25 protein-coding genes are annotated in these 23,903 nt (G+C 62.5%); 18 read left to right on the top strand and 7 right to left on the bottom strand.

Features of this window, described 5'->3' with window-relative positions; genetic code table 11:
- Window positions 1-42 precede the first annotated feature (42 nt).
- Both N5C88_RS22040 and N5C88_RS22035 read right to left on the bottom strand, forming a co-directional pair.
- Window positions 43-504, bottom strand: a complete 462-nt coding sequence (locus N5C88_RS22040; protein ID WP_280016242.1) for an aminoglycoside adenylyltransferase domain-containing protein — start codon at window positions 502-504, stop codon at window positions 43-45.
- Window positions 501-866 carry an XRE family transcriptional regulator gene (locus tag N5C88_RS22035; protein ID WP_280016241.1) on the bottom strand — a complete coding sequence of 122 codons (366 nt, stop codon included), beginning with the start codon at window positions 864-866 and terminating at the stop codon, window positions 501-503. Before N5C88_RS22035 ends, N5C88_RS22040 begins: the two co-directional genes overlap by 4 nt.
- A 328-nt stretch (window positions 867-1,194) precedes the next feature.
- On the opposite strand from N5C88_RS22035, the gene N5C88_RS22030 reads away from it, so the two are divergent.
- Genes N5C88_RS22030 through N5C88_RS22005 form a run of 6 tightly spaced genes read left to right on the top strand, consistent with a single transcriptional unit; the run spans window position 1,195 to window position 6,997 of the window.
- A complete protein-coding gene (locus tag N5C88_RS22030) occupies window positions 1,195-1,395 on the top strand; it encodes a helix-turn-helix domain-containing protein (protein ID WP_280016240.1) in 201 nt (66 codons plus the stop codon).
- Window positions 1,392-3,353, top strand: a complete 1,962-nt coding sequence (locus N5C88_RS22025; protein ID WP_280016239.1) for a site-specific DNA-methyltransferase — start codon at window positions 1,392-1,394, stop codon at window positions 3,351-3,353. The genes N5C88_RS22030 and N5C88_RS22025 overlap by 4 nt, the downstream gene beginning before the upstream one ends.
- A 10-nt stretch (window positions 3,354-3,363) precedes the next feature.
- Window positions 3,364-6,150 carry a DEAD/DEAH box helicase family protein gene (locus N5C88_RS22020; protein ID WP_280016238.1) on the top strand — a complete coding sequence of 929 codons (2,787 nt, stop codon included), beginning with the start codon at window positions 3,364-3,366 and terminating at the stop codon, window positions 6,148-6,150.
- Window positions 6,151-6,201: 51 nt separating this feature from the next.
- Complete coding sequence (locus N5C88_RS22015) at window positions 6,202-6,504, top strand: hypothetical protein (protein WP_280016237.1); 303 nt, start codon at window positions 6,202-6,204, stop codon at window positions 6,502-6,504.
- Window positions 6,505-6,527: 23 nt separating this feature from the next.
- A complete protein-coding gene (locus N5C88_RS22010) occupies window positions 6,528-6,770 on the top strand; it encodes a hypothetical protein (protein WP_280016236.1) in 243 nt (80 codons plus the stop codon).
- A 26-nt stretch (window positions 6,771-6,796) separates the two neighbouring features.
- Entirely contained in the window at window positions 6,797-6,997 is a 201-nt protein-coding gene (locus tag N5C88_RS22005; protein ID WP_280016235.1) for a hypothetical protein, read from the top strand.
- A 212-nt stretch (window positions 6,998-7,209) separates the two neighbouring features.
- Here N5C88_RS22005 and N5C88_RS22000 read toward each other — a convergent pair whose 3' ends face one another.
- The gene (locus N5C88_RS22000) at window positions 7,210-8,343 is read right to left on the bottom strand and encodes an MFS transporter (RefSeq protein ID WP_280016273.1); all 1,134 of its coding nucleotides are present in this window, start codon (window positions 8,341-8,343) and stop codon (window positions 7,210-7,212) included.
- A gap of 307 nt (window positions 8,344-8,650) precedes the next feature.
- Between N5C88_RS22000 and N5C88_RS21995 the strand changes: the two genes are divergently transcribed.
- On the top strand, window positions 8,651-9,565 hold the full coding sequence (locus N5C88_RS21995; protein ID WP_118932191.1) for a LysR family transcriptional regulator: 915 nt from the start codon (window positions 8,651-8,653) through the stop codon (window positions 9,563-9,565).
- 57 nt (window positions 9,566-9,622) lie between these two features.
- Here the strand turns inward: N5C88_RS21995 and N5C88_RS21990 are convergent, their stop codons facing one another.
- Window positions 9,623-10,789, bottom strand: a complete 1,167-nt coding sequence (locus N5C88_RS21990) for a mandelate racemase/muconate lactonizing enzyme family protein (protein ID WP_280016234.1) — start codon at window positions 10,787-10,789, stop codon at window positions 9,623-9,625.
- Between the two features lie 81 nt (window positions 10,790-10,870).
- Between N5C88_RS21990 and N5C88_RS21985 the strand changes: the two genes are divergently transcribed.
- From N5C88_RS21985 to N5C88_RS21965, 5 genes are read left to right on the top strand one after another with little or no spacing between them, the layout of a single operon-like run.
- Window positions 10,871-11,638, top strand: coding sequence for an ABC transporter permease (locus N5C88_RS21985; RefSeq protein WP_059373204.1), 768 nt, complete (start codon window positions 10,871-10,873; stop codon window positions 11,636-11,638).
- A gap of 29 nt (window positions 11,639-11,667) precedes the next feature.
- Window positions 11,668-12,525, top strand: a complete 858-nt coding sequence (locus tag N5C88_RS21980) for an ABC transporter ATP-binding protein (RefSeq protein ID WP_059373647.1) — start codon at window positions 11,668-11,670, stop codon at window positions 12,523-12,525.
- Window positions 12,526-12,559: 34 nt separating this feature from the next.
- The gene (locus N5C88_RS21975) at window positions 12,560-13,558 is read left to right on the top strand and encodes an ABC transporter substrate-binding protein (protein WP_054456339.1); all 999 of its coding nucleotides are present in this window, start codon (window positions 12,560-12,562) and stop codon (window positions 13,556-13,558) included.
- Complete coding sequence (locus N5C88_RS21970; RefSeq protein WP_280016233.1) at window positions 13,555-15,222, top strand: GMC family oxidoreductase N-terminal domain-containing protein; 1,668 nt, start codon at window positions 13,555-13,557, stop codon at window positions 15,220-15,222. Before N5C88_RS21975 ends, N5C88_RS21970 begins: the two co-directional genes overlap by 4 nt.
- A complete protein-coding gene (locus N5C88_RS21965; RefSeq protein WP_059373200.1) occupies window positions 15,219-15,938 on the top strand; it encodes a GntR family transcriptional regulator in 720 nt (239 codons plus the stop codon). The genes N5C88_RS21970 and N5C88_RS21965 overlap by 4 nt, the downstream gene beginning before the upstream one ends.
- A gap of 60 nt (window positions 15,939-15,998) precedes the next feature.
- Here N5C88_RS21965 and N5C88_RS21960 read toward each other — a convergent pair whose 3' ends face one another.
- Window positions 15,999-16,796, bottom strand: a complete 798-nt coding sequence (locus N5C88_RS21960; RefSeq protein ID WP_280016232.1) for an aminoglycoside adenylyltransferase family protein — start codon at window positions 16,794-16,796, stop codon at window positions 15,999-16,001.
- A 184-nt stretch (window positions 16,797-16,980) separates the two neighbouring features.
- Here N5C88_RS21960 and N5C88_RS21955 point away from each other — a divergent pair, with 184 nt between their 5' ends.
- The 6 genes from N5C88_RS21955 (at window position 16,981) to N5C88_RS21930 (ending at window position 21,060) form a co-directional block, all read left to right on the top strand.
- Window positions 16,981-17,538 (top strand): hypothetical protein, encoded by a 558-nt coding sequence (locus tag N5C88_RS21955; RefSeq protein ID WP_280016231.1) that lies wholly within the window; start codon window positions 16,981-16,983, stop codon window positions 17,536-17,538.
- Between the two features lie 23 nt (window positions 17,539-17,561).
- The gene (locus N5C88_RS21950) at window positions 17,562-18,569 is read left to right on the top strand and encodes a hypothetical protein (protein WP_280016230.1); all 1,008 of its coding nucleotides are present in this window, start codon (window positions 17,562-17,564) and stop codon (window positions 18,567-18,569) included.
- Between the two features lie 59 nt (window positions 18,570-18,628).
- Window positions 18,629-19,837, top strand: a complete 1,209-nt coding sequence (locus N5C88_RS21945) for a hypothetical protein (protein ID WP_280016229.1) — start codon at window positions 18,629-18,631, stop codon at window positions 19,835-19,837.
- A gap of 85 nt (window positions 19,838-19,922) precedes the next feature.
- Window positions 19,923-20,339 carry a VOC family protein gene (locus N5C88_RS21940; RefSeq protein WP_059373190.1) on the top strand — a complete coding sequence of 139 codons (417 nt, stop codon included), beginning with the start codon at window positions 19,923-19,925 and terminating at the stop codon, window positions 20,337-20,339.
- 84 nt (window positions 20,340-20,423) lie between these two features.
- Entirely contained in the window at window positions 20,424-20,771 is a 348-nt protein-coding gene (locus tag N5C88_RS21935) for a hypothetical protein (protein ID WP_280016228.1), read from the top strand.
- Between the two features lie 52 nt (window positions 20,772-20,823).
- A complete protein-coding gene (locus N5C88_RS21930; protein WP_047351050.1) occupies window positions 20,824-21,060 on the top strand; it encodes a 4-oxalocrotonate tautomerase family protein in 237 nt (78 codons plus the stop codon).
- 66 nt (window positions 21,061-21,126) lie between these two features.
- On the opposite strand, the gene N5C88_RS21925 is transcribed toward N5C88_RS21930, so the two are convergent.
- Together N5C88_RS21925 and N5C88_RS21920 are read right to left on the bottom strand one after the other, a co-directional pair.
- Window positions 21,127-22,053 (bottom strand): hypothetical protein, encoded by a 927-nt coding sequence (locus tag N5C88_RS21925; RefSeq protein WP_280016227.1) that lies wholly within the window; start codon window positions 22,051-22,053, stop codon window positions 21,127-21,129.
- Window positions 22,054-22,208: 155 nt separating this feature from the next.
- Entirely contained in the window at window positions 22,209-23,822 is a 1,614-nt protein-coding gene (locus tag N5C88_RS21920) for an NAD(P)/FAD-dependent oxidoreductase (protein WP_280016226.1), read from the bottom strand.
- Between the last annotated feature and the right edge of the window lie 81 nt (window positions 23,823-23,903).

Below are 23,903 nucleotides of genomic sequence, written 5' to 3'. Positions count from 1 at the left end.
TCGCCCGCGCCTTGCTCAGCACGGCTCGGTGGGGGGCAATCTTTACTGCAACCGTGTCGCCGCCAGCTCCTTGGAGGCGATGCCGCCAGGGGCGGCCGTGTACCAGATGCGGGCCAGGGCGAGGACGATGTGCTTTTCGTCGCCCGCCCAGTTGTCGGGCGCGTTCCACTGCACGACGGTGTCGAGCAGCGCGCGCCTCAGGTCCTCACGGGGCACGGGCTCGAAAACCTGTTCGGCTTTCGGCCCCATGATGAGAAAATGCAGTCTGACTCCATTTCCTCTCAAGTCCTCGGGCAGCAGCTCACGGCCAACGGCCGGGGCATCCACCCATTCGCGTTGCTTCGGCGGCAATGGATACTGGCCGGATGCTTCGGCCAGCAGCTCATCGAGCGTGTGGCGCACCCGGTCGGCCGAGACGGCGCGGGCCGGGTCGGCTTTCAGCGCGTCATGGGCCGAGCCGGCCTTCTCATGCAGCCAGGTTTCCAGGTTCATCGGATCAATCATCGGCCGGCCTCATCGAGCAGCGCCGCCAAGCGTTCCAGGTCATCGACCGAATGCGCACGGAAGCGGCCAGCCAGCAGCTCGCCCAGCTCGGCCGGCGTCAATCCAAGAGCAACTGCCGCTTGGTTGTTCGACAACTGCCGCGCAGTGATAGTCTGGCTGATCTCGGTTACGAGTGTGGCCTTGGCCTGCATTTCATCGGCGTCGGGGCGGCCCAGGTCGGCATAGACGTTCGTGCTGCCTTCATGAATTTCCGGCGTTTCGTCGGCGTTCAGGTCGGCGCACAGGGCTTCGACGGAATCGAACCGCTTCAAGCCGCCCCTTCGGGCTTCTTCAATTGCTTCCTCGGTTTCTTTCCTGCCCATCGCCACCTCATGCTGATTTGCCTAGCCCGTCTCATCCAGATCAGGCCAGAGAGAGCACGGCTTTGAAGGCCAAAGGGTACTACGTTGCGTGTTTTCCCCAGGAAAAGGCATGCCGACGACCTTCTTGGCGTAGACCATGTACGACTTGGTGGCTAAAGCACATGACCTTGCCATCGAGCTGGTGCCACGAGCTTGCCGCAACGCATGGCACATGCTGAATCTATGGCTTTGCGCACATGAAATTCGAGATTCATATGGGTGGATCGGATGGTAAACTTGGCCAAACTTTGGAAGACTTCGCCGTGCGACACCAAGCGAGCCGCCTGACATGAACCAACCCGATAGCGAAATTCTCACGCTGGACGAAGTAGCGGCCTACCTCAAGGCAGGGAAGAAGACCGTGTACCGGTTGGCCCAGCAGGGGGAGATACCGGGATTCAAGCTGGGCGGCACCTGGCGGTTTCGTCGCAGCGAGTTGGATCGCTGGATTGCCGCGCAGATAGCCGAGAAAACACAGGACAGAACATGAGCGACTCGCAGAACGATACCAACCTGGCTGCATCACCCAATCCGGCCGACGAGCGGCGCATGCAACTGGCCGCACTCATTCCCGAAGCGTTTTCCGAAGGCAGGCTCGACCTGGCCGCCCTCAAGCGGGCGCTGGGCGAAGGGGCTGTCCTTGAAGGTGGTGAACGTTACGCTCTGACCTGGGCGGGCAAGAGCGACGCCTATAAGGTGCTGCAAACGCCGTCCACTGCTACGGTTCGACCCGAGCGTGACAAGTCGGTGAACTTCGACCGTGCGGAGCATGTGTTCATCGAGGGTGAGAACCTAGAAGTGCTCAAGGTGTTGCAGAAGGCGTACTTCGGCAAGGTCAAGCTGATTTACATCGATCCGCCGTACAACACCGGCTCGGACAGTTTCATCTATCCCGACCGCTTCCAGGAAAGCAAGGAAGACTATTTGCGCCGCATCAACGACCTGGCCGACGACGGCACGCTGATGCGCGAAGGCTTCTTTCGCAAGAACAGCAAGGAAAGTGGGCATTACCACAGCAACTGGCTGTCGATGATGCTGCCGCGCCTATATATCGCACGGAATCTGTTGCGCGAGGATGGCGTGATCTTCGTGTCGTGCGATGACAACGAGGTACATAACCTGCGCTGTTTGATGAATGAAATTTTCGGGGAAGAAAATTTCATTGCCCAAATGGTGTGGGAAGGGGCAAGCAAGAATACCGCAGACCAAATTGGAACCGACCACGAATACGTACTCGTATTTGCTCGCTTGCGCACGTCAGTTCCGAAGACCTGGAAGCTGTCGAAAGACGGTGTCGATCCTGTATTGCGAGAAGTTTCGAGATTAAAAGCAAAGCATGGCAAGAATTTTGACGCTGCTTCGGAGGAGCTTGCAGGCTGGTTCCGGTCTATGAAAGCTACACAGTCTTTCGCGCATCGGCGATTTCGTTACATAGACCAGATCGGCGTTTATAAGGAAGATGATCCTACCGCACCTGGTGGAAGAAAATTCAAGTTAATCAATCCGAAAACAAACGAAGAAATTCCACTCCGTGCAAACCGCGGATGGGCGTTTGATCAAATCGAATTTGATCGCATGGTGGGTGATGGGCGAATCAGCTTCATTACGCCGACCAGTATCATGGTTCGCCGGTATCTCCATGAAACAGACTACACGACGCCTCAGAGTGTATTTTACCAGCCGGCTCGATCGGCGTCCGAAAGATTGGAAAAGTTCCTCGGTGGAGCCTATTTTTCGTATCCAAAAGACGAAGAGGTCATTCGGCAGTTTGTTGAGATGGCAACAGAAAAAGAAGACGATGACTGCATTGTTATGGATTTTTTTGCCGGCTCGGCGACAACCGCCCATGCAGTGTTAGATCAAAACGCTAGAGATGGCGGTGCTCGTAAAGCCATTCTGATTCAGCTTCCGGAGCCGGTAGATACCGAAGAAATAAAGAAGGCTGGTTTCGATTCAATTGCTGACATTTCGCGGGAGCGTTTTAAGAAAAGAATCAGAATGGTCGAAGGGTCTTTGGATTTGGTGGCCTCTTCAGAAGGCATCGGAATGAAGTCTTTCGTGTTGGCCCCTTCCAACTTCAAGCAATGGCGCGGCGACGGCATTGAAACTGGCGAGGAATTGGCCGAGCAGATTCAACTGTTCGCCAAGTCCGAGAAGGAAAGCGCAACCGTCGAAGACATGCTCTACGAGTTGCTGCTGAAGTTCGGTCAGGAACTGATCACGCCCATCGAAACACTGGAGGTGGGTGGCGGCCAGGTCTTCGCCATCCATGGACGGCAGATGCTGTTCGTGTTGGAGTCCTTCACGCAGGAGATGATCGTGCCGTTGGTGGAGATGAAGCCTCGCGAGATCATCACCATCGACGGCGTGTTCAACGACTCGGACATGCTCAAGTCCAATTTGGACTTGCATTGCCGTGACGCGGGCATCCGCTTTACCTGCGTGTGAGGATGGGTCCATGAAATTGCAGTTTGACGCCAATCAGGATTACCAGCTCGATGCGATCCGCGCCGTGACGGCCTTGTTCGCCGGGCAGCCGGATGCCTCCCAAACCTCCGTCATGCGGGACGACGCTCTTTCCAGCCTGGCACTGACCGAAACCGGTATCGCCAACCGGCGGGTAATTGACGATGCGCAGTGGCTGGCTAACCTGCGTGCCGGGCAGGAAGCCAACGGGATCGAACCGTCGGACGCGCTGGCGGCGATGGCGTTGGACGATGGAACGCCCGTTGGCGGCTTTCCCAACTTCACGGTGGAGATGGAGACGGGCACTGGCAAGACCTACGTTTACCTGCGCACCATCCATGAATTGTCCAAGACCTATGGCTTCAAGAAGTTCGTGATCGTGGTGCCTTCGGTGGCGATCCGCGAAGGCGTGCTGTCTAGCCTGAAACTCACGCGCGAACACTTCCAAACGCTTTACGACTATGAACGGATGGAGTTCATGGTGTACGACTCGGGCAAGGTGAACCAACTTCGCAACTTTGCCCTGTCTGACGCGATCCAGATCCTAGTCATCAACATCGACGCCTTCGCCAAGGATTCCACCGAGGGGGACGATGACGCCAAGGGCGGCAAGGCCAAGAAAAAGAGCAAGGGCAACGTCATCAACCAGGTGCGCGAGACGGGGATGAAGCCCATTGAGTTCATCCAGGGCACGCAACCCATCGTGATCTTGGATGAGCCGCAGAACCTGGAAACCGACATTCGCAAGCAGGCCATCGCGCGACTCAACCCGCTGTGCGCGCTACGCTATTCGGCTACCCACCGCAACGCCTACAACCTGATTTATTCGCTTGACCCGGTGCGGGCGTACGAACTGGGCCTGGTCAAGCAGATCGGCGTGGATTCGGTGATCGAATTGAAGGATGCCAACCAGGCTTACGTGGAGGTGGAAGGCTTCAAGACCGGAAAGCGCAGCGTATCGGCCAAGCTCACGATCTGGGTGAACCAGGCTGGCGGGCCAGCCAAGAAGTCGATAACGGTAAAGAACGGCGACGATCTGTACGCCGAGAAGTTCTCCAACAAGCGTGAAATCTATCGCGATGGATTTATCGTCAACGAAATCGACGCGGGCGAGGGCTTCGTCACTTTCGCCAACGACGTGCGCGTGGCGCTGGGGCGCCCACATGGTGCGTTGACCGATGCCATTCTGCGTATGCAGATCGAGGCTACGGTACGCCGCCATTTCGAGAAGGCGCGCAAGTTGCACCCGATGGGCGTCAAGGTGCTGTCGGTGTTCTTCATCGACCGGGTATCGAACTATCGCGTATATGAGGAGGATGGCAGCACGTCCAAAGGCAAGTTCGCGCAGTGGTTCGAGGAAATCTATGCGCAGTACCAGGTCAAGGAGGAGTTCGAGGGAGTCATGAGTGCCGATGCACCAGCAGTGCACAACGGCTACTTCTCGCAGGACAAGCGCGCCGTGTCGCCTTTCGAAACGCTGACGGGAAAGACCAAGGCAGATGCCGAGGCGGGGGCCTTTGAGCTGATCATGCGTGACAAGGAGCGCCTGCTTGGCCTGGACGAGCCGTTGGCCTTCATCTTCAGCCACTCCGCCTTGCGCGAAGGCTGGGACAACCCGAACGTGTTCCAGATTTGCACGCTGGCAGAGTCCAGTTCCGAGATCAAGAAGCGTCAGGAGATTGGGCGCGGCCTGCGCTTGGCGGTGAACCAGGACGGCGAGAGGGTGCGCGATCCGGCCGTCAACCGGCTTACCGTGGTCGCCAACGAGAGCTACGAGGATTTCGCTAACCAGTTGCAAACGGAGATGGTCGAAGCGGGCGTGCGATTCAAGCGCGATATGGTGAAAAACGAGCGCGACAAGGTGACAGTGCGTCTTCGCAAGGGATACGACACCGACTCGCAATTCCTAGCGCTCTGGGAGCGGATTCGGGCGCGCACACGTTACAGCGTGGATTACAAGACTAGCGAACTAATCGCCAAGGCAGCCAGCCGCATCCAATCGAAGATGCCAGCCATCGAAAGACCTAAGGTGGCACTGACTCGCGCAGAGATCGCCATTGGTGTGGAGGGGGTGGTTGGTAAGCAGGTTGGGTATCGCACGCAGAGCGTGGAGGCGAAGTACGTGATGCCGGATTTCGTCGGCCAGGTGCAGGCCAAGACTGGGCTTTCCAAATCCACTGTGGCGCGCATCCTGCTCGATTCTGGACGCTTGAACGAGGCGGTGAACAACCCGCAAGCGTTTATCGACCACACTTCGGAGATCGCCAACGCGGTCAAGCGTGAATTCCTAGTCTATGGTGATGGTTCCGATGGCAGCGGTGTGAAGTACACGAGGCTGGACAATGTGTACTACGAGATGCGCCGCTTCGAGAATGATGACCTGATGGAGGTATTTTCGGCCAATGTCCGGGCCGTTGAGAAACAGGAAAAAACCTTGTTCTCACACATCGTCATTGACTCCAATTCCGGGCCGGAACGCGCTTTTGCGCAGTCATGCGAGGACAACGAGGATGTGCTGTTCTACATCAAGCTGCCGCGCTGGTTCCGAATCGACACGCCGGTCGGGCCGTACAACCCCGACTGGGCACTGGCCTACCGCAACGATGCGACGCTCTATTTTGTGGCGGAAACGAAGAAGACCGGGACTGGCGATCACGTGCAACTCGACTTGTTGCGGCCGATTGAAGACCTGCGTATCGAGTGCGGAAAGCGCCACTTCAAGAACTTCGAGCAAGTGCAGTTTAAGGTTGTGAGTACGCTTGAGGAACTGGTGGGCTGATGCATATGCTCACGCTGGCATTGGCGAATTGATTCAGTTTAGGGGGTATCGGTGAAGATCGAACAAGGTATTTTGATTCCCAGCACGTTGATGCCCGTGGGTGAGGGTATTACTGGTGCGAGCTATGCGATTGTGCTGATTGCTGGTCTTTCGCAGAGATGCGTGGTCAAAAGGGCCGGGGATCGTGAAATAGCTGCAGAATGCTTGTGCGCGTTGCTTGGCGATGCCTTGGGGCTTCCTACCTTGGTACCAGTCGTAGTCACTGATCCACGCGATAACACGCTTTGGTTCGGCGCCCGTGAGGTTGGATATCCCAGTCTGTCCAGCAGCTTGCGAATCGGTTCACACGCTTGAGGCCATCGCAGCAAAATCAGGGTATGGAAGATGCGCGAGCGAAAATGTGGAAACTGGCCTTGGCGAAGGAGCGAAATCCGTCGTTGACTGCTGCCTTAGTGTTTGGCACACCCAACGATGACGATATAACGCTTAGCGACAAGCAGCGAGACCGTTTGAATTCAAATGTTGGAGAGCTTCAACAAGAAGCTGCACATCGCAGTGTTGAGTTCAGCAAGGTGCACACGGTGGGAGCAGCTGCAGCCAGAGTGGTTGAACTGGCGTAAGGAACCATGGGTCAAGTGGAAACAGCATGAAGAAGTCGCACCAAGACGATCAGACCGAGCCGTGTTTCATCATCGACGGGCCGCCGTCTAGTGACCTGCCGATGCCTCCGCACCGGACCACGAACCTGCCGCAAATCCTGGCGGGCCTTTCGGATGACGAGTTGGCGAGGTGGCCAGGCGACCTCACCGACGCCGAGCGGGAGAAGCGACGCAAGGCTGAAGGTTGAACGTTATCCAATGGTGGCTAGCTCAACTTCTCTTGGTGCGGCATGGTACTTTCCATGGCATCATGGACATTTGTATAAGTAATTCATTGATATGCAAGGATATTTTTCGATTATTGATAATCGAGTGGGAGATCCCGCTGTTGTCTTGCGGTGAATGAAAGAGGCGCTTCGGCGCCTCTTTCTCTTTGAGTCGGGAGATGAGAGCGCTGCCGTCAGCCCCTCAATCGCACCAATAATGCTCCCAGCGCCGTGACCGTCGCCAGCACCGTCACCGCCATCCATCCGAACTGTGCATACAGCAAGGCTGCCAACGCCGACCCGACGGCCATGCCGATGAACATGCCGGTGAACAGTACCGCGTTGAGCCGGCTGCGGGCATTGGCGTCGATGCCGTAGATGATGGTTTGGTGCGCGATCAGTGCGGCCTGTATGCCCAGGTCGAATCCGATGGCGCTGGCGACCAGCAGCCCTAGCTGCGCGCCGGGCGCCATGAACGGGGCCACTCCCATGGCGGCGAAGGACGCGACGACCAGGCCTGCACCCAGACGGGTGACCAGCGGGGCGCCGTGGCGGTCGGCGATGCGTCCGGCGATGGGAGCGGCCATGGCTCCTGCCGCGCCGGCCAGTCCGAAGGCGCCGGCGGCGGCCGCGCCCAGGTGGAAGGGCTCGTCATGCAGCATGATGGCCAGGGTGGACCAGAAGGCGCTGAAGCCGATAGACAGCAGGCCTTGGGCCCAAGTGGCGCGGCGCAGTGCGGAATGTTGCCGCCATAGCGCGGCCAGCGATCGCAGCAGCGCGAAGTAAGGCAGTTGCGTGCTGGCCTCGAAGCGCGGGAGCTGGCGCTTTGCGGCCAGGCCCACGAGCGCGATGCTGGCGGCGGCGGCCGCGAACATGGCGCGCCAACCCCAGTTCTCGGCAACGAAGCCGCTGACTACCCGGGACAGCAGGATGCCCAGCAGCAGGCCTGTCATCACCGTGCCGACGATTTTGCCGCGATGCGCGGCTGGCGCCAATGTTGCGGCTGCCGGAACGATGTCCTGTGCCATCGTTGCGGACACGCCGACGGCCAGGCTGGCGGCCAGCAGCGTCGGCAAAGAGGGCGACAGGGCCGCGAGCAGCAGCGCGGCGAACAGGATGGCGGCCTTGGTGAGGATGATCCTGCGCCGGTCATGCCGGTCACCCAGCGGCGCCAGGAAGAGGATGCCCAGGGCATAGCCCAACTGGGTCAGTGTTGGCAGCAGTCCGACCGACTGGGGAGAGGCGCCGATGTCCGGCGCCAGCACTCCCAGCATGGGCTGGCTGTAGTACAGGGATGCGACCGACAGGCCGGCGCTGCCGGCCAGCATGAAGGTCAAGCGTAGTGGCAGCCCCGATGAGGCGGCTGAATTCTGATCCTTGGCGGCGGCGGTAATTTGCGTGGAAGGCATGTTGGTGTGTTCCAGGGGCTCAGTTGGCGGCCGCTACGGCGGCCTGTTGAAGGGCTTGCAGGAACGCCGCGGGCGGTTGCGCACCGCTGACGAGAGAATCGCCGATGGACAGGGATTTCACGGCGTGGCTCCTTGCGTTGAGAGGAACGCCAGATTAGTCTTTGCGTAAAAATCAATGAATCGGTCTTTATCGCAACGTAGGATTGCGTATTTCGCAAAGATAACCATGGATAAACTGCAAGCCTTGCGCGTCTTCCTGGACGTGGCCGAGTCAGGAGGATTCTCCAAAACCGCGCGGCGCCTGGGGGTCGCCACGTCTTCCGTCACGCGGCTGATCGATACCCTGGAGGCGTCTCTCGGTACCGCGCTGCTGACCCGGTCGACGCGCCGGGTAACGTTGACCGACGCAGGAGCGACTTACCTGGAGCAGGTGTCCAGGGTTGTGTCGGATCTGGAGGAGGCCGACGGCAGCGTGTCGGACGTTGGCGCGGTCGCGGTCGGACCCTTGCGGGTTTCCTTGCCAGTGACCTTCGCGCGCTTGTGCCTGGGACCCTATATCTCGGGTTTCCTGCGCGAGAATCCGCGCGTGTCACTGGATCTGGTGCTATCCGATGCGTATGTGGACCTGGTGGCGGAGCGGATCGATGTCGCCGTCCGCATCGGCACACCGGACTTGCAGCCTCAATTGATCGTGCGCAAATTGGCCGAGCACCGGCGCTATGTGGTGGCCAGCCATGAATACCTGGAGCGGCACGGCACGCCCACTGCGCCTGAGGAGTTGACACAGCACGACTGTCTGCGATTCGCCCACCAGGCCGGGCCGCAACGCTGGTCGTTCCTTCGCGGCGATGACGAGGTGCGGCACGTGGAGGTGCAGGGGCGTTTGGCCGCCAACAACTCGGACATGCTGCGCGAAGCTGTGCTGGATGGGCAGGGCATCGCGTTGCTGGCGGAATGGCTGATCCGGGAGGACGTGCGGGCCGGGCGGCTGCGCCGGTTCTTCGAGGACTACGAGGTCAATCCTCAAGAACAGAGTGTGTGCGTCCATGCGGCGTATCTACCGAATCGCAGGCACTCCAAAAAGGTCCAGGTATTTCTCGACTTTCTCCAGATGCGTCTTGCGAGGAGCACGGCCGGCTGACGTCAGGCCCTGTTGAACCCCGCGGCCCGGACAATTGCGGGCCTTCTTTCCGGGATGTTATGAACGCACACCGCAGATATCGCGCAATTGCGCGATATCCGGCTGTACGCCCAGCCCCGCCGCGTTTCCGAGCTGGGCCTCTCCTTCAACGATCGCACCCAATGCCGGACTGAGAGCCGCGCGCAGCGGGTTCTCGTTGGCATCGATTTCAAGCATGCCGCCGGCTCGTCCCCGCGCCGCCAGAATGTGCGCCGACGCAAGCTGGCCGACACCCGCGCCAAGGAAATGCGGGCAATAGCGCAGTCCGGCCTCGTGAATCCTGTCGATCACGGGCAAGCAGCCGGATATGCCGCCCCATTTGGCCAGGTCCGGCTGCACGACCTTGAGCGTCCTGCTGTTGATCATGGCCTCGAAGGCGTCTGAACCGATGAGGTTCTCTCCGGCTGCGAGGGGGATATCCGTTTTTTCTGCCAATTGCGCCCAGTCCGATAGCGGGCGATCGGCGCGCAGCGGCTCTTCCAGCCAGCGCGGCGTGAACTCGCTGAAGCGGTTGCTCATGTGTAGAGCGCCCGCCAGATCCCAGGCCTGATTGGCGTCCAGCATGAGCTCGCTGCCCGAGGGCAGCCGGGCGCGCACCGTTCTGACATTGGCGAGGTCCCGTTCTTCGCCAAAGCCCACCTTGAGCTTGAAGGCGCGATAGCCCTCCGCGTGTTTTGCGAGCACCGTATCTTCGGGGCGGTCAGGGTTGATGCCGCTTGCATAGACGCGGATCACGTCCGAGGCGCCGCCCAGGAATTGCCATAGCGGCGCGCCAGCCCGGCGCGACAGCATGTCCCACAAGGCCAGGTCGATGCCGGCGATTACCTGCGCGATGGGGCCAGGTTCGCCGGACTGGATGGCGAGTACCGCGGTGCGCGCGCTCATGTGGGCAAACGCGGCCTCGGCCGAGGCGTAGGACTGGCCGACGACCAGCGGCGCGACCACGGTTTCAAGCAGGCGGGCGCGGTGTTCGGCGCCGCAGCCGGGAAAGTTGCACCAGACCTCTCCCCAGCCGACCGCGCCGTCCGCATCTTCTACCCGCACGAGCAGGGCGGGGCGGTCATGCATGGTGCCGAACGAGGTTTGTACCGGACGCTTGACCGGCCATCGCAGGACGTAGGCCTGGATACGCGCAAGCGTGAATGGTTCGATGGCCCAGGCTTGATTCGTATTAGGGTTTGTCATGGCATGAAGATATTAAGTGCTGGTCTATAGTATGTTTAGCACTTACGGATTGCAACTCAGGTCTAACCCTCTATACACACCATGCGCCTTCCGTCCTTCATCTCGCGCCCGCTGCTCATCGCGGCGCCATGGCTATGCATCCTCTTGCTGTGGCTGGCGGTGCGCGCCAGCGGGCTGGTCAGCCCCGCGCTCGTGCCTTCGCCCGCCGCGGTCGTCGAAAAGTTCATAGAGCTCTCCAAGGACCGGCTGTGGCTGGACATCTGGATGTCGGCCCGCCGCGTTTTCACCGGAGTCGCGCTAGGCATCCTGGTGGCAGTGCCCGTGGGTTTTTGCCTGGGCTGGTATCGCGGGCTGCGGGTCTTCATCGATCCCGTCATCAACTTCTTCCGCGCGCTCCCGCCGATCGCGCTGATTCCGCTGGTGATCGTCTACTTCGGCATCGGCGAATCGGCCAAGACCGTCATCCTGTTCTATGCCTCGTTCTTTGCCGGCGTCATCGTGATGTACGAGGGCATCGCCCAGATCAGCCCGATCTTCGTGCGCGTCGCACGGACGCTGGGCGCCAATGATGTGGAGATCTTCATCAAGGTCATCGTCCCGTTGACCGTACCGCACATCCTGACCGCCATCCGGGTGGCGCTGGGCGTGGCCTGGGCCACGCTGGTGGCGTCCGAACTCATTGCGGCCCAGCAGGGGCTGGGGGCGCTGATCCAGAATGCCTCCTCGTTCTTCCAGCTGGACGTGATCTACGTCGGGATCATCTGCATCGGCCTCATCGCCATGCTGATGGACCTGGCGCTGAGGGCCGCAAGCCGGCGCCTGGTCGCGTGGCAAGACCGTATCGCCTGAGACCATCCCGGACATTCAAGACCATGACCATGAGCACTCAACTGCGCAGCGTGGATACCGCTACGCCGAAGCCTTCCCAGGAACCGGAAGTCAGGATCAGGTTCGACAACGTTACGGTGGACTTTCCCACGGCCACAGGCCCCATGAGGGTGGTGGATGGCGTGACGCTGGACATCCGGGATGGCGAGTTCGTGTCGATCATCGGCCCCTCGGGTTGCGGCAAGACGACCTTGATGAACATCGTCGGCGGCTTCGTGCAGCCCACCTCCGGCTCCGTGACGCTGGATGGGCAGCCTGTCACGGCGCCCGGACCCGACCGCGGCGTGATCTTCCAGGAATATGGCGTCTTCCCGTGGTTGACGGTGCGCGGCAACATCGAGTTCGGCATGAAGCTCGCGGCCAACAAGACGAACCCGCGGGAGCGCGCCGAGATCTGCCAGCGCTACATGAAGCTGATGGGCCTGAGCGATTTCGCCGATCACTTTCCGAAGCACCTGTCCGGCGGTATGCGGCAGCGGCTGGCAATCGCGCGAGCCTACGCCGTCAAGCCCCAGTTCCTGTTGATGGACGAGCCCTTTGGCGCGCTGGACGCGCAGACCCGGACCGCCATGCAGGACCTGCTGCTCGAGGTGCTGCAGACCGAGGGCAAGACGGTGATGCTGATCACCCACTCGGTGGAAGAGGCCATCTACCTGTCGTCGAAGATCGTCGTGGTCACAGCGAGACCTTCCAAGGTACGCAAGGTGATAGAGGTGCCTTTCGGCTACCCCCGATCGGAGCGGGTCCACGAGGACCCTCGCTTCGTCGAGCTGAGCCGCGAGATCCGGGAGCTGGTCATGTTCGAGTACGAAGCCCAGGCCCGCCAATCCGTCCGGCCGACCGATTGAGCCTGCGTCAGCAGCCCCACCACAAGGAGACACCATGAAGCTCGACCGCAGAACCCTACTCAAGGCCGGCATGGCCGCTTCCATCGCAGCGATCGCGGCGCCCGCCATAGGCCAGGCGCGCAAGAAACTGCGCGTAGGCTACCTGCATACGCCCGCCGTCGACGGCCACTTGTGGCTGGGCTTGCAGATGGGCAGCTATGCCAAGCATGGTTTGGAACTGGAGCCCATCGTCTTCACCACGGGGTTGGAAATCTTCCAGGCCATGATAGGCGGCAGCCTGGATGTGCTGGCCACCGGCGCGGTTGTGTCGAACTTTCCAGCCCGAGGCCAGGGCAAGGTCTTTCTCGTGAACGACATCGAGTACGGCACTGCCCAACTCTGGGTCCGCGACGAGTCGATCAAGACCGTGGCCGACCTGAAGGGCAAGCAGATCTCCACGACCACGGGCACGACCGCCCATGTGTTCCTGGACCGGGCTTTGCGCGCGGCCAAGCTGGACCCGGGCAAGGACGTGCAGATCGTCAACCAGCGCATGGCCGACGCCGTGACTTCGTTCGTCTCCGGCGCGGTCAGCGCGGTCGCGCTGTGGGTGCCGTTCGACACGATCGTCCGGTCCAAGGTGTCCAATGCGCGCATGCTGATCGACGCTTCCGCGTTCTATCCGGAGGCGGCGATCATGGGCGGATGGGCGGCCAGGAACGATTTCTACGAAGCCCAGAAGCCGGCCATCCGCAGCCTCATCGCCGCCTGGGGCGAGGCCAACGACGCCATCGTGAAAACCCCGGATGCCGCGGTGGAGACGCTGCAGAAGACACAGTACAAGGACGTGCCGCTGGCCGAGTTCAAGGCGCAGTTCAAGCAGGCCAAGTATTTCTCCACGGCCGAATGGCGCACCAAGTACGAAGACGGTTCAGTGACCCGCTGGCTGCAGCAGGTGACCGACTTCTTCGCGCAGGCCGGGAACATTCCGAATCCGGTTCCGGCTTCGCGCTACTTCGATCCTTCTGCCTATCTGGAGGCGATCAAGGCATGAGCATTCCGGCTGGGACGGGCTTTGACTACATCGTCATTGGCGGCGGCTCCGCCGGATGCGTGCTGGCCAATCGGCTCAGCCGCGATCCTGCGGTGCGCGTGCTGCTGCTGGAGGCGGGCGCGGCCGCGCACAATTTCTGGCTCAAGCTGCCGGTGGGCTACTTCAAGACCATCTACGATCCGCGGTTCTCCCGGCTGTTCCCGGTCGAAGCCCAGGCCGAGACCGGCGATCGCACCATCCTGTGGCCGCGCGGCAAGGCGCTGGGCGGGTCTAGCGTGATCAACGGCTTGTTGTATATCCGCGGGCAACATGAGGACTACGACGACTGGGCCGATCTCGGCGCGACCGGCTGGGCCTATCGGGACGTGCTGCCGTATTTCAAGAAATCCGAGCGCTACGACGGGGGCGAGTCCGAGTACCACGGGGGGGCCGGCGAACTCCGCGTCTCCAATCTGCGCAATGAACATCCCTACACGGCTGCGTGGGTGGAAGCGGCAGTCGAGGCCGGCTGCCGGCGAAATGACGATTTCAACGGCGCCGAATCGGAAGGGGTGGGACCTTACCAGTTGACCCTCGGCAGCCGTTGGCGCTGCGACGCCGCGACCGCCTTCCTGTATCCGGTCCGGTCGCGTCCGAATCTGGTGATCGAAACCGGCGCCCATGTCACGCGCATCCTGATCGAAGGCGGCCGGGCGCTGGGCGTGGAGTGGGTGCAAGAGGGCCAATTGAAGCGTGCGATGGCGGATTCCGAGGTGGTGCTTGCGGCGGGCGCGCTGCAATCGCCCCAGGTGCTGCAGCTTTCGGGCGTGGGCGATGCGGCGCTGCTTGCCAGGCACGGCATCGCGGTTGCGGCGCACGCGCCGGAAGTCGGCCGCAACCTGCAGGACCATTACCAGGCGCGCGTGATCGTCAAGCTGAAGCGGCGCATGTCGCTCAACGACGCGGTGCGCAATCCGCTCAGCCTTGCGGGCATGGGAGCGCAGTGGCTGTTCCAGGGCAGGGGACCGCTCACGGTGGGCGCGGGCCAGGTGGGGGGGCTTGCGGCGACCGAGCACGCGGTCGGCGGCCGGGCGGACATCCTCTTCAATGTCATGCCGCTGTCGGTCGACAAGCCCGGCGACCCGTTGCACCGGTTTTCCGGTTTCTCCGCGTCGGCGACGCAATGCCGGCCCGATTCGCGCGGCACCGTGGAGATCGTGGGCACGGATCCATTGGCATCGCCGCGCATCGTCTCGAACTATCTGACCGAGCCGCGCGATGCAAAGGTCCTGGTCGCGGGCTTGCGCATGTTGCGCGACATCTATGCCCAGCCGTCGTTCCGCGATCTGGTGACCGGCGTGGAGTACCTGCCGGGCAACGATGTCACGACCGCCGCCGCATTGGAGCAATTCGCGCGCAACAAGGGCGGCACCGTGTTCCATCCCGCCGGCACCTGCCGCATGGGCGGGGATGACGGGGCTGTGGTCGATGCGCGCTTGCGCGTGCGCGGGATCGAGCGCTTGCGCGTCGTCGATGCTTCGGTCATGCCCCGCATGGTGTCGACAAACACAAACGCCGCCGCGATCCTGATCGGCGAGAAGGGCGCCGCGCTGATCCTGGAAGACGCGCGCGGCGCGGCCCGACCGCAGGCGCGTGATATAGTCGCGGACACTTTGACGCCATGATTCTCGACACCGCCCAAGCCCCTCTCTACGTTCAACTTTCGGATCTGTTCCGGCAGCGGATCCTGAAGGGTGTGTGGAAGAACGGCGAGAAATTGCCCTCGCTGGACGCGCTGGCCGAGGAGTTCCACGTGGCCAAGGTCACGGTGCGCCAGGCGATCGAAAGGCTCACCCGCGACGGACTGCTTTCACCGCAGCGGGGGCGCGGCACCTTCGTGACGGGCGCGCCCCAGGACAACCGCTGGTTCCGTGTCGAGACTACGCTCGAGAACCTGTCCAGCGTCTATCGGGATACGCACCCGACCATCCTCAATATCGATGAGTCCACGCGCACGCCATTGCTGAACGATTCGGACGGCGTCGCGGCGGAAAAGTATGTCTTCATGCGGCGCATTCACGCCCGCAATGGGCAGCCGTACTGCGTCATCAACATCTACCTGGACGCCGCCATCTTTGCCAAGCACCCTGCGCGCTTTCGCAAGGAAACCGTCATCCCCATTCTGATGGGGATGTCCTCGGTGGATATCGTCTCTGCCCGCCAGGTGCTGACCATTTCGACCGCCGATGTCGAGGTGGCGCGGCATTTGGGCATCAATGTGAATGCGCCGGTGGCGGAAGTCCGGCGCGTGTTCACCGGACCGGACCGCCGCGTCATCTACCTGGGCGAAGTGACGTATCGCGGCGATTTCGTGCGCATGGAAATCGACCTGAAGCCGTGATGCCTGAAAGGCTGCCCGCCGCATCCGCGCTGGCAAGCAGGCCGTTCATGTGTTCCAGGGCTATCGGCTGCCGGCCAGTCCTTCAATAGCGGCGCGGGCGTGGGCAATGAATGCCGCGGTTTCGGCAGCGTGCCGTTGCGCCAGATCGTCTTCCTCTAGTCCCAGATAGATCGCGCGCGCCTTGCTCAGGACGGGGCGGTAGGGCGCTTCCAACCTCTCCAGCAGCCACGCCGCCGCCTGGTCCTTGGAGGCGATGCCCCCGGCGACGGCCGTGTACCAGATGCGCGCCAGCGCGAGGATGATGTGCTTTTCGTCGCCCGCCCAGTCCTCGGGCGTGTTCCACTGCGCGACGGTGTCCAGCAGTGCCCGCCTCAGGTCTGCGCGGGGGACGGCCTGGAGCAACTGGGCGGCCTCCGGGCCGACGATAGGGGTGCTGTGGCCACGGACCTTGGTGAGCAGGATGGCCAGATCGTGGTCCATCATGGGCGGTTCCACGACGCCCGCCATCAGATCGGTTCGCAGCCATTCGCCGAACTGGAGTTCGCGCCTGGCTGGGTGGCGCCAAGGCACGACGTGTTCCAGCGCCAGCACGGTGACTTCGAGCGCGCGCAAGTCGGGCGATGAACCGGGCGGGGCGGAGATCGCCAATAGCGCCGTGGCCAGCGCGCGCAGCACGGTTTCGTCCGGCGGCTGGGTCACGGTGACGAGCAGGTCGATATCGCTATGGGGTTGCAGCCCGCCGTCCACGGCGGAACCGAACAGGTGGATGGCGACGAGGCCTGCGCCCAGATGTCGTTCGATGAGGCTGCTGGCCGCTGCGACCTGGGGGGCGATTGAGGGAGGAACGAGATGAGCCATGCGTCGATAGTAGCGAAGTTCGCGCGCGGCCGGCAGGCCGGCGGCGCGCATGCCATGGCGGCAACGCCGGCACTGGTACTATGCCGGCGCAAGGCTCCAGTCCGATGATCCCCACAAGCCCACGACAGGCACCGAGATGATACGTTTATTGCTCCGAGCCGGCGCCCTGGCCGCAGGCGTTCTGATGGCAATGGCCAGCCAGGCGCAATCGCCTGCGCCAGCGCCCAATATTGGAGGCTGGCGCCAGGTGTCGGACAGCCAGTTCAACCGGCAATTTCATTTTTCGATGCTGCCCGGCGTGGCGGCCATCGGCAGCAACTGGGCGGTGTACGACTCCCGCGCAGGGAAGGTGGTGTGCTGCCTGGTCGTGGAAGGGCCCGAGGTGTCGGAAGAGCAACTGGGCAGCGTCTATGACATTCCGGGCCCCTGGGTCACCGACCTGACCAATGGCTGGAACCTGGACGCGGCGCCTTACCGGCCGCGGGTGCAGTTGCTGCGGGTTGATGGGGAGTTGCGCGACTACGAGTTCGCCGATGCGGGAGACGGTGTGGGCGGGCTGCTGGTGCCTGACCATGCCGGCGCCGTCGCCGCCCGCACGCTGGAGATCGACGGGCAGCGCTATGCCGTGGAGCGCAAGGATTCGGCGCTCGCTGATGGCGATGGCGGCGTGTACACGTATAGCCTGCGTCCGGCCAAGGGCGGCGCGCCGCTGAAGATCGAGGTTCCCATCGGAACCTATTGAGTCCGGGAGGCGGCGATCAACGCATGAAGCAGACCCTGCAAATAGAAGATGCTCCGCTCACCGAGGACGACATTCTGCTGCTGCGCAGATGCTCCCGCGGCAGACGGTTGATGGCCGTGTTCGGCGTCTTCGTGGTGCTGCTGCTGGCGCTTTCCGTGTTGACCTTTGTCGTGCTCGGTCTGTCCGAGTGGCGCGCGCTGGATGTCGGCGGAGGCGCGGTACTGCTGGCGGGCATTGCGGTGATGGGAGCGCTGGCGGTGTTTTTCGGGCGCAAGCTGCTGCGCATTCCGCGAGGCTGGCGCAGCCTCGACCGGGCGCTGAAGGGACGGCTGGCTAAGCAGATCGTTTCAGGCCGGCTGACGTCGTTTGGTCCGGGTTTCTCGACGCCGGGCGTGTGCTACGGATTCGGCGAGCAGCGCGTGGAGGCCGCCTTGCCGTTCTGGAACGAGATCGCCAGCGACACTCGCAGCGGACACGGACCCGCGACGGCCGTGGGCCTGACGGATCTGCCCGTGCGCCTGCACCTGCTGACCCTGCAGCCAGACTCGCCTCCCGTGCTGTTGCGGGCGGAGTACCCCATGAGCGCGGAGTCCCTGGTCGCTGTCGAGGAAATCAGCGATGCCGACCGTGCGGCCGTGCGCAGGGAAGAGTTGGACGCGCGCAAGTTCATGCTGATCTTTGCCCTTGTGCCGCTGGTGGGAGGGCTGTTTTTGCCGCCGCTGCTGTTCGTCGCGGCGATCTTTGCGATCCTGGGGATGCTGTTCGGCATGCGCAGCCGCAAGCTGCAGCGGGGGCTCTACAAGCACGGCGTGCGGGGCGTGGTCGAAGAGGCCGTGGTCTACCGGCTGCGCAGCCCCAACTCCTCGATTGTCTCGCTGGTCCACAATTACCGCATCGGCGGCGTGATGTATCGGGTCGAATACCTGGGCGACGTGGTCGAACCCGGCAGGCGCGTCGAGTTCGAGTTCCTGGATGCGGGCCTGAACGGGCAGACTGCGCTGTTCTTCCGGGTGGATGGCGAGCCTGCGTAGACGTCAATGAATGGACGGGATGGTGACAAGCGGATCCCGCCGAGCAAAAGGAGAGTAGCGTGTCCGTACCCACAGACGTGTCCGGCGAGCCGGCGGGCTCGGTGAGCGAAGCAGGGCAGTATCAGGTGAGTCTGATCGCGCCGGGCAGCCATGTCTTCGCAAGGGAAGCAGGCCGCGGCAACCTGATCATCGGTCCGGCCTGCATGGGCAAGAAGGCCGATCTGCACGTGGCTGGCGAAGACGCCATCAACTGGGCGGTGTTCGATCCGTTCTCCACGCCTGCCGGCTCGGCATGGCCGCGCCACATCGATTATTACGGCAACGACAGCGGCTTCTTCGGCTGGTCGCAAGGCCGCGAGATCGAGCAGTTCAGCTGGGCGCCGGCATTTTCGGACAGGCGCGCCATCGACGCCGGCGCGGCAAGAATCCAGACGCTGCATATCCGGCTGGACGCGGTGTCAGGGCATCTAGCCGCCAGACTGCCCCAGGTCCGCAACTTGGGGCTGTTTGGCGACCCGACGCGCATTACCGTGGCGGGGCCGCTGCCCGACATGCTGTCGCTGCAGCCTGCGCTGGGACGCCGGGCTGTCGGAGCTCCCTATGCCTTGCCCGACCTCGGCCCGCTGCAGAACGTGACTGCGCTGACGTTGCACGGCGCGCCGCTGGGACAAGCCATATCACTGCAAGGGATCGAGCGCTTTCCGCAGTTGGAGAGCCTGTCGCTTTGGGGCAGCTTCAGCGACTGGGGGGCGCTGGCCCGGTTGTCGCGCCTGACGAGTCTGGAGATCCGCTACACGCCCGATCTGGCCGGGTTGCCGGAACTGGCCAGCTGGCCTCTGCTGGACAGGTTCATCGCCTTCAACGTCGACGAAGCGGCGGGCAAGCGATTGAAGGCACAGATGACGGCGAGGGCGAAGGTCCGCGCTTGGGGCGGCTACAGTTCCGTCTCCAAGCTGCGCAAGCAGGAGTGGTGGCAGAGCGAATACGGCCGGCCATTCTCGGGCTGGAGCAGCCGCATGGCGAAGTCGGCGAACACCGCCTATGACAAGGCGCAGGCGGCGCTGGAAAGCGCCAGCAATCCCGCTGAGGTCCAAGTCGCAATCTCTGCCTTCGCCAGCCACTTCAATGGCATGAAGGGCATCGAGACCATGGAGCGCGAAGACATCGGCGAGGCGGTGTGGCAGTTCAGCCAGCTTGCCCAGGTCGAACGGCTGGGCATAAGCGAAGAGCAAACGCAGCGCTGGTTCGACGAGGCGAGGGATTACTGAGAGGCGTTGCTTCCCGCCCGGCGTTGCGGCCCGCGCATTCCCGCGCGCGCTATTCTGGCAGTCGGACTCACTTTCGGAGCAGCTCATGGAACCAAGAATCACGGTCATCACGCTGGGCGTCGATGATCTGGAAAAATCGGTGGCTTTCTATCGCGATGGGCTGGGGCTGTCGACCGAGGGCATCATCGGCAAGGAGTTCGAACACGGCGCGGTCGCGTTCTTCGACTTGCAGAATGGCGTGAAACTGGCCGTGTGGCCGCGCGCGAGCATGGCTGCCGACACGGGCATTGCGTTGCGGCCGGGCGGCTCTCTTGAATTCACCTTGGGACACAACGTGCGTTCCAAAACCGAGGTGGACGCGGTGATGCAGCAGGCTAATGGCGCGGGCGCCACCGTGGTCAAAGCGGCAGGCGATACCTTCTATGGCGGCTACGCGGGCTACTTCATGGATCCGGACGGGCATTTGTGGGAAGTGGTCTACAACCCTCAGATGCTGCCTTAGGAATAGTCGCGTAGCGCTCTGTTACGGTGACAAAGGGGCGCTTCCTTTAAGCTCCGCGAGTCTCAATTCTGATGGAGCTGGCGCATGTTCAAGCCCTTGATTTCCGTGGCGTCGATGGTTGCATTGTTGGGAATGGGCGGCATGGCCCGGGCCCAGGACCTGGTCCTGCCTTCCATTCCCGAAGCCACGGATGCGATCGTCGACATGCTGGCGGACACGGGCATGCCGCGGCCGTCCAAGGTCAAGCTTGGAACCTGCATCCCTGCGGTGGACGCCACCTATCCGGGCCAGGTCGCCTGCACGGTCGCGGTGACCCTGGGGGCTGCGGTCAACGAGAACCAGATGGATTTCTACAAGCAGGACGGCAAGTGGAAAGCGCAGCCCAGCGTTTCCCAGGATAAGCTGCCGTTTCCTGATCCCAAGCTGGATTGAGAACGACCTCCGGCGTGGCGACGGGCACAGGCACTTCAACCAGGAGAAAGTCATGCCGTTCGTCAGTATCCGCATTACCCGCGATGGCGTTACCGCCGAGCAGAAAGCGCAGGTCATCCGCGAAGTCACCGAGACGCTCGAACGCGTGCTGCACAAGCCGCCGGAGTGGACGCACGTCGTGATCGAGGAAATCGACACGGACAACTGGGGCTTCGGCGGGGTGACGACGACCGAGATGCGGGCGGGCAGGGTGCCGACGCCGGGCGCCAAGCCGCAAAGTGGCGGCTAGGGACAACTACCCGCCGTGCCAGGCCTGGGCCATGCCCCAGGCCTGTGAGCCGCAAGGGCTTTGGCGCTATTGGGGCTGACGCTCCAGCGCCATGGCCGGCTTTTGCAGCTTGCGATAGGCCATAACCAAGGTCAGGGAAAACAAGGAAACCAGCAGCGCCGCCGCGGGCAGTTGCGGCAGCGCGTCCCGCGGGAAGACATAGGCCAACAGCGGAAACGCGTACACGGCGGGCATGCGCATCTCGAACAGGCGCAGCAGCAGCCACATCAGCGCCAGGTCCAGCAGGACCACCGTCATCCAGTCCTCGACCGTCAGATAGAGCGCCACGCCGACAGCGGCCGACAGGGTCAGCACAGCAGTCTGCTTGAACAGCATGCGCCACGAGTACATCTTCATGTGCAGGGACTCGTACACCACCACGGCCACTGGCGGCAGTACGGCCAGGTGCGTATTGCCGGCGAGCGCGGCGATGCCGATTCCGGCCAGGCTGATGGCGGCATAGGCAGCCATCAGCCTGGGCTGGACGGAAGCGGTGCGATCCGTGCTGGCGCGCAGCCGTCCCAGCATCACGCCCAGCATCAGTAGCAGGGTGCTGATCACAATGGCGGCAATGAATGACGGTTCGGTGGCGTTGGTCACCACCGGCAAAAAGCCCGTGGCCAGGGCAGGCGCCAAGCTGTAGCGCAGCAGCAGGAAGAACAGCAGCATCGCCGCCAGGACGAGCGCCAGTTTGGCGGTATAGGGTATCGCCAGCAGGTTGATGCCAAAGCCCATCAAGGCCGTTGCCGTGGGCCAAAGAAAGATCTTCTCGGGATGGCGCATCCAACCGGACTCGCGGTAGACCCACAAGGCGATTGCCATGGCGGCGATCTCGGGCAGCACGATCTCGCGATCGTTCCAGACGGCGGCGGCCGCGACCATTGCAGCGATGAACGCGAAGGCGCAGAAATACGACAGGCGTGCCTGGCGAGGCGTGAGCGTTGCTTGCTGCATGGCGGAACCCTTTTCGAAAATGCGCCTGGCCCGCTGCGGTACACGAGGCAGTCGGGGCAATACGATGGCGTCAGTTTCAAGCTTGACACGATGGGAAGGTCAAGCGGCGGGGTTCAGCAGGCGCATTTCGCGGGCCCGTGCCGGGCCCGGCACGCTTACCCCTGCTGGCTCATGATGCTCAAGGCCACCGCCTCGGCGATCTTGATGCCGTCCACGCCCGCCGAGAGGATGCCGCCGGCATAGCCCGCGCCTTCGCCAGCCGGGAACAGGCCTTGGGTATTGAGGCTTTGCAGAGTCTCGTTGTCGCGCTTGATGCGGATGGGCGACGAGGTGCGGGTTTCGACGCCGGTGAGCACGGCGTCGTGCATGCCGAAACCCTTGATGGTCTTGTCGAAGACGGGCAGCGCTTCGCGGATGGCGCTGATCGCGAATTCGGGCAGCGCGGCGGCCAGGTCGGTCAGGTGCACGCCCGGCGTATATGAGGGCTGCACGGAGCCGAATTCGGTCGAGGCCCGGCCGGCGATGAAATCGCCGACCAGTTGGCCTGGTGCGCTGTAATTGCGGCCGCCCAGCTCGAACGCCTGGGATTCCCATTTGCGCTGGAAATCCACGCCCGCCAGCACATGTTCGGGGTAATCGACCTCGGGCGAAATCCCGACCACGATGCCCGCGTTGGCGTTGCGCTCGTTGCGCGAGTACTGGCTCATGCCGTTGGTGACGACACGGTCGGGTTCGGACGTGGCAGCCACCACCGTGCCACCCGGGCACATGCAGAAGCTGTAGACCGAGCGTCCGTTGCTGGCATGATGCACCAGCTTGTAATCCGCCGCGCCCAGGATGGGGTGGCCGGCGTTGGGGCCGAAGCGGGCGCGGTCGATCAGCGACTGCGGATGTTCGATCCGGAAGCCGATCGAGAAGGGCTTGGCTTCCATGAACACGCCCTGGTCGTGCAGCATCTGGAAGGTGTCGCGCGCGCTGTGGCCGATGGCCAGCACGACGTGGTCGGCCTCAATGTGCTCGCCGCCGGCCAGGGTCACGCCGGTGACGCGGCCGTTTTCCCGATGCAGCGTTTCGACCCTGCTGGAGAAGCGGACTTCGCCGCCCAGCTTGGTGATGGTGTCGCGCATGACTTCCACCATGCCGACCAGACGGAACGTGCCGATGTGCGGCTTGCTCACGTACAGGATTTCTTCGGGCGCGCCGGCCAGGACGAATTCCTTGAGCACTTTTTCGCCGTAGTGCTTGGGGTCCTTGATCTGGCTGTACAGCTTGCCGTCGGAGAAGGTGCCGGCGCCGCCTTCGCCGAATTGCACGTTCGAATCGGGGTTCAGGATGCGCTTGCGCCACAGGCCCCAGGTGTCCTTGGTCCGTTCGCGCACGGCCTTGCCGCGTTCCAGGATGATGGGCTTGAAGCCCATCTGCGCCAGGACCAGCCCGGCGAACAGCCCACAGGGGCCGGTGCCGATGACGATGGGGCGCTTGCTCAGGTTGGCGGGCGCCTGGGCGACGAACTTGTATTCGGTGTCGGGAGTGGGCTTGACGTTGCGGTCGTCGTGATAGCGCTTGAGCAGCGCCGTTTCGTTTTCGACGTCGACGTCCAGCGTGTAGATCAGCAGGATGTTGTGCTTCTTGCGCGCGTCATAGCTGCGGGAGGCAACGGTGTAGCCGCGCAGATCGCTGGCCGCTACACCCAGTTTCTTGAGAATCGCGGCAGGCAATTCTTCGGGCGTGTGATTCAACGGCAGCTTGATTTCAGACAGTCGCAACATCTTTGGTCCAGATAAATGGGCGAGCACAACGTCGCCAAACGCGAATTGTACTGGACCGCAGGCCGGGGGCCGCGGCGTATC

Source organism: Achromobacter sp. GD03932, from assembly GCF_029839485.1.
GTDB lineage: Bacteria > Pseudomonadota > Gammaproteobacteria > Burkholderiales > Burkholderiaceae_B > Achromobacter > Achromobacter bronchisepticus_A.
This window is presented reverse-complemented; position numbering and strand designations above follow the sequence as displayed.

Bases quoted from the DNA above. Each gene is read 5' to 3' on its own strand.
- N5C88_RS22040 (WP_280016242.1), bottom strand. From the start codon at position 504: ATGATTGATCCGATGAACCTGGAAACCTGGCTGCATGAGAAGGCCGGC.
- N5C88_RS22035 (WP_280016241.1), bottom strand. From the start codon at position 866: ATGGGCAGGAAAGAAACCGAGGAAGCAATTGAAGAAGCCCGAAGGGGC.
- N5C88_RS22030 (WP_280016240.1), top strand. From the start codon at position 1,195: ATGAACCAACCCGATAGCGAAATTCTCACGCTGGACGAAGTAGCGGCC.
- N5C88_RS22025 (WP_280016239.1), top strand. From the start codon at position 1,392: ATGAGCGACTCGCAGAACGATACCAACCTGGCTGCATCACCCAATCCG.
- N5C88_RS22020 (WP_280016238.1), top strand. From the start codon at position 3,364: ATGAAATTGCAGTTTGACGCCAATCAGGATTACCAGCTCGATGCGATC.
- N5C88_RS22010 (WP_280016236.1), top strand. From the start codon at position 6,528: ATGGAAGATGCGCGAGCGAAAATGTGGAAACTGGCCTTGGCGAAGGAG.
- N5C88_RS22005 (WP_280016235.1), top strand. From the start codon at position 6,797: ATGAAGAAGTCGCACCAAGACGATCAGACCGAGCCGTGTTTCATCATC.
- N5C88_RS22000 (WP_280016273.1), bottom strand. From the start codon at position 8,343: ATGCTGGCCGGCAGCGCCGGCCTGTCGGTCGCATCCCTGTACTACAGC.
- N5C88_RS21995 (WP_118932191.1), top strand. From the start codon at position 8,651: ATGGATAAACTGCAAGCCTTGCGCGTCTTCCTGGACGTGGCCGAGTCA.
- N5C88_RS21990 (WP_280016234.1), bottom strand. From the start codon at position 10,789: ATGACAAACCCTAATACGAATCAAGCCTGGGCCATCGAACCATTCACG.
- N5C88_RS21985 (WP_059373204.1), top strand. From the start codon at position 10,871: ATGCGCCTTCCGTCCTTCATCTCGCGCCCGCTGCTCATCGCGGCGCCA.
- N5C88_RS21980 (WP_059373647.1), top strand. From the start codon at position 11,668: ATGAGCACTCAACTGCGCAGCGTGGATACCGCTACGCCGAAGCCTTCC.
- N5C88_RS21975 (WP_054456339.1), top strand. From the start codon at position 12,560: ATGAAGCTCGACCGCAGAACCCTACTCAAGGCCGGCATGGCCGCTTCC.
- N5C88_RS21970 (WP_280016233.1), top strand. From the start codon at position 13,555: ATGAGCATTCCGGCTGGGACGGGCTTTGACTACATCGTCATTGGCGGC.
- N5C88_RS21965 (WP_059373200.1), top strand. From the start codon at position 15,219: ATGATTCTCGACACCGCCCAAGCCCCTCTCTACGTTCAACTTTCGGAT.
- N5C88_RS21960 (WP_280016232.1), bottom strand. From the start codon at position 16,796: ATGGCTCATCTCGTTCCTCCCTCAATCGCCCCCCAGGTCGCAGCGGCC.
- N5C88_RS21955 (WP_280016231.1), top strand. From the start codon at position 16,981: ATGGCAATGGCCAGCCAGGCGCAATCGCCTGCGCCAGCGCCCAATATT.
- N5C88_RS21950 (WP_280016230.1), top strand. From the start codon at position 17,562: ATGAAGCAGACCCTGCAAATAGAAGATGCTCCGCTCACCGAGGACGAC.
- N5C88_RS21940 (WP_059373190.1), top strand. From the start codon at position 19,923: ATGGAACCAAGAATCACGGTCATCACGCTGGGCGTCGATGATCTGGAA.
- N5C88_RS21935 (WP_280016228.1), top strand. From the start codon at position 20,424: ATGTTCAAGCCCTTGATTTCCGTGGCGTCGATGGTTGCATTGTTGGGA.
- N5C88_RS21930 (WP_047351050.1), top strand. From the start codon at position 20,824: ATGCCGTTCGTCAGTATCCGCATTACCCGCGATGGCGTTACCGCCGAG.
- N5C88_RS21925 (WP_280016227.1), bottom strand. From the start codon at position 22,053: ATGCAGCAAGCAACGCTCACGCCTCGCCAGGCACGCCTGTCGTATTTC.
- N5C88_RS21920 (WP_280016226.1), bottom strand. From the start codon at position 23,822: ATGTTGCGACTGTCTGAAATCAAGCTGCCGTTGAATCACACGCCCGAA.